Source organism: Streptomyces sp. NPDC008317 (assembly GCF_042955955.1).
Lineage (GTDB): Bacteria > Actinomycetota > Actinomycetes > Streptomycetales > Streptomycetaceae > Actinacidiphila.
In genome coordinates this window covers 866961-881638 of the sequence record NZ_JBIBFQ010000002.1, presented here as the reverse complement: position 1 = coordinate 881638, position 14678 = coordinate 866961, and the positions used below count along the sequence as shown (strand labels likewise).

Here is a 14678-nt window from a genome sequence, read left to right as displayed (position 1 = left end):
TTCATGAACTTCCGGCCGGAGCGGCCGGGGCGGGGGCGGGCGCCGTGACCAGGGGCGGCGCGGGGTCGGGAGCCGCCTCCGGAATCGGCGCCGGACGACGGCTTTCGGCGGTTGACACGCGCCTGGAGGGCATGGTGTACAGCGCGCGGACGGCCAGCGCGCCCGCCAGCGCCAGGAACGCCACGGCCGCCAGTGGATAACCGGCCGACAGCAGTATCTGCGGCCCGCTCTGCCGCAGCTCCAGCCGTCCGGGGCCGTGCGGCACCGCCCACAGCGCGAAGGAACAGAAGAGACCGCAGGCCGCGGCCGTCCCGGCCGCCCACCGCCAGTCCCCGCGGCGCAGCGCCTCGGAGCCGAGCAGCACCAGTATCGGCACCGCCCACACCCAGTGGTGCGACCACGACACCGGACTGACCAGCAGCGCCGTCATGGCGCAGGCCACCGCCGCCCACGCGGGCCCGTACGGCAGCCGGTCCCCGGCCAGCAGCGCCGCGACGGCCACCGCGAGCCCGGCCAGACCCGCCACGGCGGCGCCCGCCAGCCAGACCGTCCCCGGGTCCCCGGTGTGCTGGAACCGGGCGACCACCCCGCGCAGCGACTGGTTGGCGGTGTCCTCGCCGAAGCCGACCCGGTCCGGCGCGAGCACCACCCCGGTCCAGAACCGCCGCGAGTCGTACGGCAGCGCGAGCGCCGCGACCGCGACCGTACCGGCGAAGGTGCCGCCCGCCACCAGCGCGCGCCGCACATAGGGCGCGCCGCTTCCCTCCCGGCGCAGCGCCGCCGCCCCCGCCACGGCCAGGAAGACGGCGAAGAGCGCGGGCGTCAGCTTGATCCCGGCGGCGATCCCGATCCCGGCCCCCGCCCAGCGGTGCGCGGCAGGGCGGGTCAGGTCCCACAGCACCAGCACCGCGAGCAGCAGATTGACCTGCCCGTAGCGCAGGGTCGTCCACACCGGCTCGCACCACACCGCCGCCGCGGCCACGGCGAGCACCACCGCGGCCCGCGGCGCGCGTACGGGACGGCCGGCCAGTCGCAGCGACAGCGCGACCAGCGCCACCAGCAGCAGCAGATTCCCGGCCGTCGCCGCCGTCCGCATCGCCCCGGGCCGCAGCCACGTCAGCGGCACGAACAGCAGCGCGGCGAACGGCGGATACGTCGTCGGCAGCCGCGCGTACGTCGCCCGCATCGCGTACAGGTCACCGCCGCCGCGTACCGTCAGGCCCTCGGCCCGGTACACCATGAGGTCGATCATCGACACGTGCGCGCCGCGCTGCGCCGCCCAGAACCCGGCGAAGGACGCGAGGCAGCCGACCCCGGCCGCGGTCACCGCCGCCGCCCGCCGCCGCCGTACCGCGCCCACGCCACCACGCTCCTCCCGCCGTCACAGAACCCCGAGGTCGGAGGCCCGCCACCGGCCGGAAACGAGTTGGCGGTCCCGGCCCGCGGCCGTGTAATGTATCCCGAGTCGCCGGGCCCACCGCCCGACACCACGCGGGGCTGTAGCTCAGTTGGTAGAGCGCTTGCATGGCATGCAAGAGGTCCGGGGTTCAATTCCCCGTAGCTCCACGAGTGAGAGAGCGAGACCTGTCCGCAGAAGGCGGACGGATCTCGCTCTTTTCCGTTGCGCGGCGGCCGGCTCCTGCGGGGCGCGGCCCGGGGCGCGGCTTCGGACCGGCCGCGGGACCGGTCTGCTCTGACCGGCTGCGCGATCCGTCACCCGACCGGCCTGACGGCTGGTCAACTACCCTGGGCGCACAGGGCGGAAGCGACGGGGGAGAGACCTCTTGGACCAGCTGGACTGGCAGTTGATCGACCGTGAGTTCCTCGCCGGTCGGCGCGAGGCTTCGCGGGAGAGTCTGGTCCGCTACTTCGACGGTGCCCTGCCGACCTGGGAGACGGTGCTGGCGGACGTGCCGCGCCGCGAGGCGGTCTCGCGTATCACCGGGAATCTGCTGTACGAGCGCGGCTCGGCGAGCACCGTGCACCTGGTGGTGGGCCCCAGCGGCGAGGGCAAGTCGACGCTGATCCGGCAGGTCGCCGTCGATCTCGCGAGCAGCCACGAGGACTGGCGGGTGTACTGGCGGGACTCCGGCGACACCCTGGACCTGAAGTGGATCGCGGAGCTGGACCCGGACCGCAACACGCTCTTCGTCTCGGACGACGCGGAGAAGATCGCGACCGGCTGCTTCGACGTCCTGCGGCGGCTTGAGGGCCGCTCGGACCTGCACTTCCTGCTGGCCGCGCGGGACACCGACTGGCGGGCCGTCAGGGCCGACTCGCTGCCGTGGAACACGCTGAACGTCACGCCGAAGCGGATCGCCCTGCGCGGCCTCGGCAAGGACGGTGTGGACGCGCGGGAGATCGTCGAGGCGTGGACGCGGTCGCAGGCGCTCGGCCAGCTCGCCTCGTACAACCAGGTCGAGGACCGCGTGGCGGCGCTGCTCGCGGCGGTCCGCGGCGAGGAGGCCAGCCTGGAGGACGGCGCGCTGCTCGGCGGCATGCTCCGGGTCCGCGTCGGCGACCGGCTGGACGGCCATGTGCAGCAGATGCTCGGACGCCTGGTCCACTACCCGTTGAGCAACGGCCGCACGCTCGCGTACGCCTTCTTCATGATCGCCGCCCTGCACGGCATCAATGTGCGGGAGATGTCGCCGCGGCTGCTCGCCGAGGCGCTCAACATCGACGTGAGCCGGGTCGAGGAGGAGATCGTCATCCCGCTCGGCGAGGAGGCGGCGGCGGCCCGCGCGGGCGACCGGCTGCTCGTCAGGCACCGCGCGGTCGCCGAGTCGGCGCTGCGCGTCGCCCGCAGCCTCGGCGTCGACATGAAGGACATCTACGCGCGCCTGACCCGCGTCGGCATCCGCGTGGCGACCCGGCCCGGAAGCGGCCTGGACGCCAAGGAGTTCCGGTACATGTCGCAGAAGCTGAGCAGCTCGCCCGAGTACGCGATCGGCTCCGCCCGCGCGGCCGTGGAGGAGGAGCCCGACGACCTGCGCCGGGTGGTCAACCTCGTCGTGGTGCTGCGGCACAACGCCATGAACGACGAGCTGACGGCGGTCGCGCAGGAGCATGTCGGCCGGATCCGTACGATGGTCAACTCCCGTGAGGCGGCCCGGCGGTTCTTCTACGAGTGGTCGATCGCGGAGGGCAAGTCCGGCCGTCCCGAGATCGCCTGCTGGCTCACCGCGGTGTCGCTGGCCGATCTGGCGTGGGCCGATCCGCTGCGCGACGAGCGGGACGTCGAGTGGCGGATGGCCGGTTTCGTACCGGGGTTCAAGGCGCTCGCCGCGCGCACCGGGGACGAGCGGTTCGCGCGCGGGGTGCGCGCGGTCGAGACGCTGCTGCGCGGCTGGCCGGTCAGCCCGCGTACCGAGCGGGACATGGTCATGTACCGCTCCTACGCCAAGAGTCAGGGCGTGCCGGAGATGGACCGCGACACCTGCCGTACGGAGTTGACGGCCGCGGTCGTGGCCGCCTGGCGATTGCGGTCGCGTGAACTTCCCGACGTTCCCGCGGGATCGACCTTGCGCTTCCACCGGCTGTTCCAGAAGCTGGACGAGCACCCCGCCTGACCGGGCGGGCGGCCCCGACGGGCCCCGTGCCCGATCGGGCACGCGACCTGAACGGCCATACGCACGACGGGCGGTGGCTACCGTTCCTTGACCCGCTCTTGGGAAAACCATGCCCCTGACATGAACCGATCAGCGAAAGAGTGTCGCTCTGCGGTACGAGCCGTACGGATAGCGGCGACACCGCACTTCGCGACAACTCGCTTCGCATGGGGGTTTCATGAGATTTGAGCGCAAGAGAACGCGTGTGGGACTGGTGGCGGCCGCCGCGCTGCCCCTGGTCGCCGGCGCGCTCGCGCTTGGCACCCAGTCCGCCACGGCCGACCAGCCCAGCGGACGCCAACTCCTCTCCGGCACCAAGCCGCAGTGGGCCACCACCCAGGCAGACAAGGGCGCGACCGCGAACACCGGCAAGGTGTCCGTCCGCGTCTATCTGGCCGGACGGGACGCGAAGGGCCTCGCGGCCTACGCCAAGTCCGTCTCGGATCCGAACTCGGCTGACTACGGTCACTATCTGACCACCGCGCAGACCCAGTCGCGCTACGGTGCGACGAAGGCCCAGATAGCCGAGGTCACCGACTGGCTGAAGTCCTCCGGCCTGAAGGTGACCGCGACCTCCCAGCACTACATCGCCGTGACCGGTGACGTGGCCGCCGCGGAGAAGGCTTTCGGCACCCAGCTCCACAACTACTCCAAGGCGGGCCACACTTACCACGCCCCGGCGACCACGGCGTCCGCGCCCGCCTCGCTCAAGGGCGCGGTGCTGACCGTCACCGGCCTGGACAACGCACCCAAGAAGTCCAGCCACGACGACACGCTGCCGCCTCCGGACGCGGTCTTCAAGAACGCCGGACCCTTCTCCACGTACTTCGGCTCGAACACCAACAACAAGCTCCCCAACGCGTACGGCACCAAGGCGCCTTACGCGATCAAGGGCTACACCGGTGAGCAGCTCCGTGCCGCGTACGGCGCCGGCAAGTACACCGGCAAGGGCGTGACGGTGGCCATCACCGACGCGTACGCCTCGCCGACCATCGCCGCCGACGCCTCGCAGTACGCCAAGCGCAACGGCGACCAGAAGTACAAGAAGGGCCAGCTCTCGCAGGTCCTGCCGAGCGAGTTCACCAACACCGACGAGTGCGGCGCGTCCGGCTGGTACGGCGAGGAGACGCTCGACGTCGAGGCCGTGCACGCGGTCGCCCCCGACGCGAACATCGTCTACCTCGGCGCGGCCTCCTGCTACGACGACGACTTCCTCGACACGCTCAACAAGGTCGTGGACGGCCACCTGGCCGACATCGTCTCCAACTCGTGGGGCGACGTCGAGGCCAACGAGACCCCGGACGTGGCCGCGGCCTACGACCAGGTCTTCCAGCAGGGCGCTGTCGAGGGCATCGGCTTCTACTTCTCCTCCGGTGACAACGGCGACAACGTCGCTTCCACCGGTGTGAAGCAGGCCGACACCCCCGGAAACTCCGACTGGGCCACCTCCGTCGGCGGCACCTCGCTGGCGGTCGGCAAGAACGACAAGTACAAGTGGGAGACCGGCTGGGGCACCGAGCGCGCCCCGCTGTCGGCCGACGGCAAGTCCTGGGTGGGCTTCCCCGGCCCGTACACCTCGGGCGCGGGCGGCGGCACCAGCAAGCTGTACGCGCAGCCGTACTACCAGCGCGGCGTCGTCCCCGACTCGCTGGCGCTCGCCAACGGCGGCACCGTCAAGCAGCGTGTCGAGCCCGACATCGCCGCGGTCGCCGACCCGAACACCGGCTTCCTCGTCGGTCAGACCCAGACCTTCCCCGACGGGTCGCTCCAGTACAGCGAGTACCGGATCGGCGGCACCTCGCTCGCCGCGCCGGTGATCGCGGGCGTCCAGGCGCTGTCGCAGCAGGCCCGTAACGGCATCGCGATCGGCTTCGCCAACCCGCTCATCTACAACAAGTACGGCACGTCCGCGTACCACGACGTGACCGACCACCCGCTGGGCCAGGGCCAGGGTCTCGCCGTCGTGCGTGTCGACTTCGCGAACGCCTTCGACGCCTCGGACGGCACGATCACCTCGCTCCGTACCCTCGGTGCGGACGCGTCGCTGCACGCCACGGTCGGCTACGACGACGTCACCGGCGTCGGCACCCCGGGTGCCGACTACGTGAAGTCGTACCTGCCGCCGAAGAAGAACGGCAAGCACTGAACGGTGTGACGCGGTTCTGAGAACGGTGTGACGCGGTTTTGATCCGACGCGCCTCCGCGTTTCGGACATGGTTCTACGCCGATCCGGCGCGGATCCGAGGCGTGCGGACGCGCTTCGGAAGCGTTTCGGACGCGGTGAAGCGGGGCCCGTACCGGGGAGCGATCCTCGGTGCGGGCCCCGCCCCCGCTGCGGTAACCTGATGCCATGCGAGCTGTGAGCCTCCTGCTTAGCGAGCCGCGCTGACCGAGAACCCCGTCAGTGCGGCACCCCTCCTGCGCGAGGGGCTTTTTTGTTTCCGCAGGCAGCGACGGGCAGCAGGCTTCCGGGCCGCAGCCGTCAAGACATCGATGGAGTACCGAGGACGATGAGCGAGATCACCCCGGCCGCCGAGACGGCTGCGCCCCACCGCTACACGGCCGAACTGGCCGCGGACATCGAGGGCCGCTGGCAGGACTTCTGGCAGGCCCACGGCACCTACGAGGCGCCGAACCCCAGCGGCGACCTGGACGGCGACCCCGAGACGGCCGCGCGCCCCAAGAAATTCATCATGGACATGTTCCCGTACCCCTCGGGTGCGGGACTGCACGTCGGCCACCCGCTGGGCTACATCGCGACCGACGTCTACGCCCGCCACCAGCGGATGACCGGCCACAATGTGCTGCACACCCTGGGCTTCGACGCCTTCGGCCTGCCCGCCGAGCAGTACGCCGTACAGACCGGCACCCACCCGCGGGTCACCACCGAGGCCAACATCGTCACGATGACGGCGCAACTGCGGCGGCTGGGCCTGGGCCACGACAAGCGCCGCTCCTTCGCCACGATCGACCCGGAGTACTACCGCTGGACCCAGTGGATCTTCCTGCGGATCTTCAACTCCTGGTACGACGAGGAGGCCGCCCGCGCCCGCCCGATCAGCGAGCTGGTCGAGCAGTACGAGGGCGGCGTCCGCGCGACCCCCGACGGCCGCGCGTGGGCGGAGCTGACCGTCGCCGAGCGCGCCGGTGTCCTGGACGGCCACCGGCTGGCGTACGTCGCCCAGTCGCCGGTCAACTGGTGCCCCGGACTGGGCACCGTGCTGGCCAACGAGGAGGTCACCGCCGACGGCCGTTCCGAGCGCGGCAACTTCCCCGTCTTCAAGGCCAATCTGCGCCAGTGGATGATGCGCATCACCGCGTACGCCGACCGGCTGCTGGACGACCTGGACCTGCTGGACTGGCCCGAGGCCATCAAGCAGCAGCAGCGCAACTGGATCGGGCGCAGCGAAGGCGCGCGCGTCGACTTCCCCGTGGCCGGCGCCGACCGCCCGATCACGGTCTTCACCACCCGTCAGGACACGCTGTTCGGCGCCACCTATATGGTGCTGGCCCCCGAGCACGACCTGGTGGACGCGATCGTCCCCGACGCTTGGCCCGAGGGCACCCACCAGGTGTGGACCGGCGGCCACGCCACGCCCGCGGAGGCCGTCGCCGCCTACCGCAAATTCGCCTCCTCGAAGTCCGACGTGGAGCGGCAGGCCGACGCCAAGGAGAAGACCGGCGTCTTTACCGGCGCCTTCGCCGTAAACCCCGTCAGCGGTGAAAATGTCCCCGTCTTCATCGCGGACTATGTGCTGATGGGCTACGGCACCGGCGCCATCATGGCCGTGCCCGCCCACGACACCCGCGACTTCGCCTTCGCCCGCGCCTTCGAACTGCCGATGCGCTGTGTCGTGGCCCCCACCGACGGCCGCGGCACCGACCCTGCCCAGTGGGACGACGCCTTCGGGTCGTACGACGCGACGATCGTCAACTCGGCCGGGTCCGGGGTGTCCCTGGACGGCCTGGGCGTGGTCGAGGCGAAGGCCGTGATCACCGCCTGGCTGGCCGAGCGCGGCATCGGCGAGGGCACCGTCAACTACCGGCTGCGCGACTGGCTGTTCAGCCGTCAGCGCTACTGGGGCGAGCCCTTCCCCGTCGTCTACGACGAGGACGGCGTCGTGCACGCGCTGCCCGACTCGATGCTGCCCGTCGCCCTGCCCGAGGTCGACGACTACAGCCCCCGCACCTTCGACCCCGACGACGCGGACACCTCCCCGGAGCCGCCGCTGTCGCGCAACGAGGACTGGGTGACGGTCGAGCTGGACCTGGGCGACGGCGTCCGCACGTACCGCCGCGAGACCAACACCATGCCCAACTGGGCCGGTTCCTGCTGGTACGAGCTGCGCTATCTGGACCCGCACAACAGCGAGCGGCTGGTCGACCCGGCCATCGAGCAGTACTGGATGGGCCCGCGCGAGGGGCAGCCCGCGGGCGGCGTCGACCTGTACGTCGGCGGCGCCGAGCACGCGGTGCTGCACCTGCTGTACGCCCGTTTCTGGCACAAGGTGCTGCACGACCTGGGCCACGTCTCGTCCGTGGAGCCGTTCCACCGGCTGTTCAACCAGGGCATGATCCAGGCGTTCGTCTACCGTGACGCGCGCGGCATCGCGGTGCCCGCCGTCGAGGTCGAGGAGCGGGACGGCGGCTGGTTCTACCAGGGCGAGCCCGTCAGCCGTGTGCTGGGCAAGATGGGCAAGTCCCTGAAGAACGCCGTGACGCCCGACGAGATCTGCGCCGAATACGGCGCCGACACCCTGCGCCTGTACGAGATGGCGATGGGCCCGCTGGACGTCTCCCGTCCCTGGGACACCCGCGCGGTCGTCGGCCAGTACCGGCTGTTGCAGCGCCTGTGGCGCAATGTCGTCGACGAGGCCACCGGCGCGGTGACCGTCTCCGAGGCCGAGCCCGACGAGGCCACGCTGCGCGCGCTGCACAAGGCGATCGACGGTGTCACCGGCGACATGGCGGGCCTGCGCTTCAACACCGCCATCGCCAAGATCACCGAACTGAACAACCACCTGACGAAGACGGGCGGCCCCGTGCCGCGCGCCATCGCCGAGCCCCTGGTGCTGCTGATCGCGCCCCTGGCGCCGCACATCGCCGAGGAGCTGTGGAGCAGGCTGGGCCACACCTCCTCCCTGGTGCACGAGCCCTTCCCGGTCGCCGACCCCGCCCTGGCGCAGGACGAGGCCGTCGTGTGCGTCGTCCAGATCAAGGGCAAGGTCAGGGCACGGTTGGAGGTTCCTCCGACCATTTCCGACACCGAGCTGGAGGCCCAGGCGCTGTCCGACCCGGCCGTCGTCGCTGCGCTGGGCGGTGCGGCGGTGCGCAAGGTGATCGTGCGGGCGCCGAAGCTGGTCAACATCGTGGTGTGAGGCCGCGGCTTCTTCGCAGGGGGCGCCGCCTCGCGGAGCGCGACCCTTAAGGGGCAGGTTGGGGGATCGGCCGGATCCCGCGGCCTGCCCCTCCCGTTTACGGTGGAGACGTCTACGGTGGATGGTGGAGTGTCCGCCGTTCGAGGTTGGAGGAGAGCGCCCGTGGAAATCGCAGGCTTCGTCGTCCTGGTGCTCTTCCTCGCCTTCGTCACGCTCGGGGTCGTGGCCACCGTCAAGACCGTGCGCGCCGCGCGCCGCGGTGTCGCCCGCGCCTCGGCCCAGGCGCGCCGCGCCATCGAGGACACCCAGCTCAAGGCCCGCCGCTACACCACTACCGGCCCCGCGGGCCAGGTCGCGCAGCTCCGTCTCGACCTGCGCACCGCCATCGACAGCACCTTCCGCGCCCTCGAACACGACCCGTCGCTGACGGAGGCCGCCGGTCTCATGGCCCGCCTCAACGACCACGCCCGCACCCTCGACCGCGAGCTGGCCCTCCTGGAGCGCGAGCCCGACCGCGCCCGCCTCGCCGCGCTCCTCCCCGACCTCTCCACCCGCGCCCACCGCATCACCCACTCCGCGGACTCCCTGCGCTGGGCCGCCCAGGACCGCGCCCACCAGTTCGCCTCCGACGACCTCACCGCCCTCCGCCACCAGATCGACATCGAATCGGCCGCCCTCCGCCACTGGGAGTCGGCGGCTCCGCCGAAGCTGAGCCCGACTGCGGAGTAGGTCCTTTGGCGGGGTGCGAGGGGTGAGCCTGGCGGGGTGTCAGGGGTGAGCCGTTGGCGGTTGTGGCAGGCGTGAGCCCTCGGAGGGCCGCCAGGGGTGAGCCTTTTTGGCGGGCCGCCAGAAGCCGAATGCGGCCCGTTCGGCGTGTGCGGCCGAGCCCGAGCCTGGCGGGGGTGCCAGAGGCGACGTGTCAGCCCGTCCGGCGTGTGCGGGCGGGCCCCGGGGCTGGGGCGGGGCGCCAGAAGCGAACCATCAGCCCGTCAGGCGTTCGTGGGGCACCTCCCGGCGGCAGCCGGGGGAGAGCGGCCCGCCCGGCAGTGAGGGCCCGAGTACCGCCCCGACCTGCGCACCGGTAACCTCCCCGTCATGTCCCCGCATGTCGCCATCGTCACGGATTCCACGGCCTACCTCCACCCCGAGGCCGTGCGCCGGCACAACATCTCCGTCGTGCCGCTCACCGTGGTCATCGGCGACGAAGCCCTCGAAGAGGGCACCGAAATCTCCGCCCCCGCCGTGGCACGAGCCCTCCAGCGGCGACATCCGGTCACCACCTCCCGCCCGTCCCCGGCCGAATTCGCCGCCGTCTACGAGGCCGTCGCGGACGCGGGCGCGGAGGCGATCGTCTCGCTCCACCTGTCCGGCGAGTTCTCCGGCACCTACGACGCGGCGCTGCTCGCGGCGAAGGAGGCGGCGGTACCGGTGCGGGTGGTCGACACCGGAATGGTCGCGATGGCGCTCGGCTTCACCGTCCTCGCGGCGGCCGAGACGGCGGAAGCGGGCGGCACCCCGGACGACATCGTCGCCGCCGCCGAGAAGCGGGCCGACGCCACCTCCGCGTACTTCTACGTCGACACGCTCGACTATCTGCGCCGGGGCGGCCGGATCGGCGCCGCCCAGGCGCTGTTCGGTTCCGCTCTCGCCGTGAAGCCGCTGCTGCGCCTCGTCGACGGCCGGATCGAGCTGATGGAGAAGGTCAGGACGGCCTCCAAGGCGATCACCCGGCTGGAGGAGATCGTCGTCGAGCAGGCGGGCACCCGCCGGGTGACCCTCGCCGTCCACCACCTCGCCTCCGCCGACCGCGCGGCGGCCCTCGCGGACCGGCTGCGGGAGCGGGTGCCGGGCCTCGACGACCTGGTGGTCAGCGAGGTGGGCGCGGTGATCGGCGCGCACACCGGGCCGGGGCTGCTCGGGGTCGTCATCTCGCCGCACTGAGCGGGGTGGGTGCCCGTTGGGGGCATGGGGCTTCGGCGGCGTGGGCGGCGTGGGCGGCCTGCGCGGTGTGAGCGGTGTGCGCGGCCTGCGAGGTGCGCGGCCTGCGCGATGCGCGCGGTGTGAGCGGTCGGCGGGGCCGTCGGCCGGGGGCCTGAATCACTCTCACGGGTGACGGAGTTATCCACAATCGCCGAGTTGTCCACAGATTCAGACCAAGATCATCTTTCGGCGGTGATCGGGTCCAGCATCGGACCCATGAACTCTCTGGAACCGATCCGCACCGCCATCCGTCCGCAACGAAAGTCCGGCCCCGACCCGGCCGAGGTGCGCGAACGCGCCGCCGCCCTGTTCGGTACGGCGGTGGAGCGCGGCGCGCGGGAAGGGCCGCCGGGGGCGCGGTCGGAACCACCGGAACGGTCGGGGCCGTCGCCTGCGCCCACGCCTGAGTCCACGCCTGCGCTCTCGGCCAAGCCCTCGCCTGAGTCGCTGCCGCTGCCTCTGTCCGAGGAACCCGCGGTGGCCGAGGAACCGACCGGTCCGGTGCGACGCCTGCGCACCTGGCTCTTCGTCCGCTGCGGGCTGGAGTTCAAGACGGTGCTGGCGTTGGTGGCCGTACTGGTCATCGCGGGTGGCCTCGCGGTGCAGCACTTCGTGGCGGGCCGCCCCCGGACGATCGCGGTGCCGCCGCCGCTGTCGTCGTCGGGGAGGCCGCTGACGGCCGTGGGCGCCTCGGCCATGGCGTCGGCGGCCACGACCACCCCCGCGCCGAAACTCACCGTGGACATCGCGGGCAAGGTCGCCAAGCCGGGGCTACGGCGGCTTCCGTCCGGCTCGCGCGTCGCCGACGCCCTCTCTGCCGCCGGCGGCGCCCTCCCCGGCACGGACACCAGCACCCTCAACCTCGCCCGCCCCCTCACCGACGGCGAACAGATCCTGGTCGGCATCGCCCCGGCCCCCGGTGCCCCGGCCGATCCCGGCGACCCCGCCGCCGCCCCCGGCTCCCCGGTCAGCCTCAACTCCGCCACCGCCGCCCAACTCGACGCCCTGCCCGGCGTCGGCCCCGTCCTCGCCCAGCACATCCTCGACTTCCGCACCCGGCACGGCTCCTTCACCTCCGTCGACCAACTGCGCCAAGTCCCCGGCATCGGTGACCGCAAATTCACCACCCTCAAGCCCCTGGTCCACCCATGACCCGCCCCGTGCCCGGCAGCGACGACCCGGAGGGCGCTGGGCCCGCGGCGAGCGAGCGGGCCGCTGTGCACGCGGCGGCGGCTTCGCGGCTCGGGGCCGCGAACCCACGGCAGGAGGGACCGCCGGATTGGCGGTTGGTGTGCCCCGCGGTCGCGGCGTGGGGCGGGGCGGCGGTCGGGCCGGGGCTGGGGACGCGCGTCGGGACCGGGGTGGTGCTGGCGGCGCTCCTCGCGGGCGCGGCGCTGTTGGTGGAGGCAGGCGTGAGGGGCGGCGGGCGGCGGGAGTTGGGGGCGGCGCTGGCGGCGGTGGTGCTGTGCGGGACGGTGGGGGCGGGCGCGGCCGTGCTCGGGGAGGCGGACCGGTATCGGGGGCCGGTGGCGGGGATGGCCGAGCGCGGGGCGGTGGCGGAGGTCGAGCTGCGGGTGACAGGCGACCCGACGGAGGCCCGCCCACGGGTCCGGGGAGCCGCACAGGCGCCACGGACGGCCGTCGTCGGGGGAGAGGCGTTACGGGTCGGCGGCACGCGCGTCCGGACGCCGGTGGTGGTGCTGGCCGAGGGGGACATCGGGCGGTGGCTGAAGCTGCTGCCGTCCACGACGATCGCGGTCACGGCCCGGCTGGCCCCGGCGGACCGGCCGGGGGACAGGGCCGCCGCCCTGCTCAAGGCGCAGGGACCGCCCCGCGTCCTGGCACCGCCGAGCCTGCCGCAGCGCGTCGCGGGCCGACTCCGCGCCGGCCTGCGGGAGGCGAGCCGCCCACTGCCCGCGGACGCCCGAGCGCTGCTGCCGGGGCTGGTCGTGGGCGACACCACGGGCCTCACACCCGACCTGAAGGCCGCCTTCCGGGCCACCGACCTCACCCACCTCACGGCCGTCTCCGGAGGCAACCTCACGATCGTCCTGATCCTGCTGATCGGACCGCCGGGTGTGGCGATCAGGGCCGAACGACGCGGCCTGGCCGCCTCCTTGGGGCTGCCGCTCCGGCTGACGGCGCTGCTCGGCACGGGCCTGACGCTCGGATTCGTACTGGTCTGCCGACCGGACCCGAGCGTGTTGCGGGCCGCCGCCTGCGGGCTGATCACGCTGCTGGCCATCGGCACCGGCCGCCGCCGGTCCCTGCTCCCGGCGCTGGCCGCGGCGGTGCTGCTGCTGGTGCTGTACGAGCCGGAGCTGGCCCGCTCCTACGGCTTCGCGCTGTCGGTGCTCGCCACGGGCGCGCTGTTGACGCTGGCGCCCCGCTGGAGCGAGGCGTTACGGGCCAGGGGGGTGCCGCCGAGGCTGGCGGAGGCGCTGGCGGCGGCGGGGGCCGCGCAGGCGGTGTGCGGCCCGGTGATCGTGCTGCTGTCGGCTCGCCTCAGCCTGGTCGCGGTGCCGTGCAATCTGCTGGCGGAACCGGCGGTGGGTCCGGCCACGGTCCTCGGGTTCGGGGCACTGGCGCTCGCCCCGGTCGCGTTGCCCGCCGCCCGCGCGCTGGCGTGGCTCGCGGGCTGGCCGACCGGCTGGATCGCGGCGGTGGCCCGGCACGGCGCCGCGCTGCCGGGCGCCGAGGTCGCCTGGCCGGGCGGCTGGGCGGGCGCGGCGCTGCTGGCGGTGCTGACGGCGGCCGTCGTGGTCGGCGGCGGGGTGCTGCGGCGCAGGCCGTGGCTGTGCGTGGTATGCGCGTTCCTGCTGCTGCTCGCGCTGGTGCGGCCGGTGGAGCTGCCGAGGTTCGTGGCGGGCTGGCCGCCGGGCGGGTGGCGGTTCGCGATGTGCGATGTCGGGCAGGGCGACGCCCTGGCGCTGTCGGCGGGGCCGGGCGCGGCGGTCGTGGTGGACGCGGGGCCGGAGCCGGACAAGGTCGACCGCTGCCTGCGGGACCTGCGCGTCACCTCCGTGCCGCTGCTGATCCTGACGCACTTCCACGCCGACCACGTGGACGGTCTGCCGGGAGTGCTGCGGGGCCGCAGGGTGGGCGCGATCGAGACGACGGTGCTGGGCGAGCCGCCGCGGCAGGCCGTGGCCGTACGGCGGGAAGCGGCGGCGGCCGGGGTGCCGATGGTGCTCGCGGCGGCGGGGGAGCGGCGCGGTCTCGGCCCGCTGGAATGGCGGGTGCTGTGGCCGCCGCCCAGTGCGGCGGCGCTGCCCGACAACGGGCCGAACGACGCCAGTGTGGCGCTGCTGGTCCGCACCGGAGGTCTGACGCTGCTGCTGATGGGCGACCTGGAACCGGCCGCGCAGGAGCGGCTGTTGGCGCAGGCGCCGGATCTGCCGCGGGTCGATGTCCTGAAGGTGGCGCACCACGGTTCGGCGTATCAGGACAAGGAGCTGTTCGACCGGGTGCGGCCGCGGCTCGCGGTGATCTCGGTCGGCGCGGACAACCCCTACGGTCATCCGGCGGCCCGGACGGTCGCGGCGCTGCGGGCGCTGGGGGCGGTGGTGCTGCGGACGGACACCGACGGGTCGATCGCGGTGGCCGAGGACGGGCGGGGGGAGCTGCGGACGAGCGTGGCCGGGAAGGGGGCAGGGATGTAAAGGATTCTTTGTAAAGGAGTGCTTGTAAGGGAAGCTTTCTAAAGATA

8 protein-coding genes and 1 tRNA gene are annotated in these 14678 nt (G+C 72.9%); 8 read left to right on the top strand and 1 reads right to left on the bottom strand.

Annotation, left to right across the window (positions count from 1 at the left end):
• Position 1: 1 nt before the first annotated feature.
• Complete coding sequence (locus tag ACFY9V_RS08905; RefSeq protein ID WP_391160317.1) at positions 2–1360, bottom strand: glycosyltransferase 87 family protein; 1359 nt, start codon at positions 1358–1360, stop codon at positions 2–4.
• A gap of 133 nt (positions 1361–1493) precedes the next feature.
• Here ACFY9V_RS08905 and ACFY9V_RS08900 point away from each other — a divergent pair.
• The 8 genes from ACFY9V_RS08900 (at position 1494) to ACFY9V_RS08865 (ending at position 14631) form a co-directional block, all read left to right on the top strand.
• Positions 1494–1566 (top strand) — tRNA-Ala (locus tag ACFY9V_RS08900).
• A gap of 218 nt (positions 1567–1784) precedes the next feature.
• Positions 1785–3572, top strand: a complete 1788-nt coding sequence (locus ACFY9V_RS08895; protein ID WP_355348906.1) for a hypothetical protein — start codon at positions 1785–1787, stop codon at positions 3570–3572.
• A 217-nt stretch (positions 3573–3789) separates the two neighbouring features.
• Positions 3790–5757 carry a S53 family peptidase gene (locus ACFY9V_RS08890; protein WP_355348903.1) on the top strand — a complete coding sequence of 656 codons (1968 nt, stop codon included), beginning with the start codon at positions 3790–3792 and terminating at the stop codon, positions 5755–5757.
• Positions 5758–6121: 364 nt separating this feature from the next.
• Positions 6122–8989, top strand: a complete 2868-nt coding sequence (gene leuS / locus ACFY9V_RS08885) for a leucine--tRNA ligase (protein ID WP_391160314.1) — start codon at positions 6122–6124, stop codon at positions 8987–8989.
• Positions 8990–9151: 162 nt separating this feature from the next.
• Entirely contained in the window at positions 9152–9718 is a 567-nt protein-coding gene (locus ACFY9V_RS08880) for a hypothetical protein (protein WP_391160312.1), read from the top strand.
• A gap of 366 nt (positions 9719–10084) precedes the next feature.
• On the top strand, positions 10085–10930 hold the full coding sequence (locus tag ACFY9V_RS08875) for a DegV family protein (RefSeq protein ID WP_355348894.1): 846 nt from the start codon (positions 10085–10087) through the stop codon (positions 10928–10930).
• Between the two features lie 255 nt (positions 10931–11185).
• Complete coding sequence (locus tag ACFY9V_RS08870) at positions 11186–12121, top strand: helix-hairpin-helix domain-containing protein (protein ID WP_391160310.1); 936 nt, start codon at positions 11186–11188, stop codon at positions 12119–12121.
• Positions 12118–14631 carry a ComEC/Rec2 family competence protein gene (locus ACFY9V_RS08865; protein ID WP_391160308.1) on the top strand — a complete coding sequence of 838 codons (2514 nt, stop codon included), beginning with the start codon at positions 12118–12120 and terminating at the stop codon, positions 14629–14631. The genes ACFY9V_RS08870 and ACFY9V_RS08865 overlap by 4 nt, the downstream gene beginning before the upstream one ends.
• Positions 14632–14678: the final 47 nt, after the last annotated feature.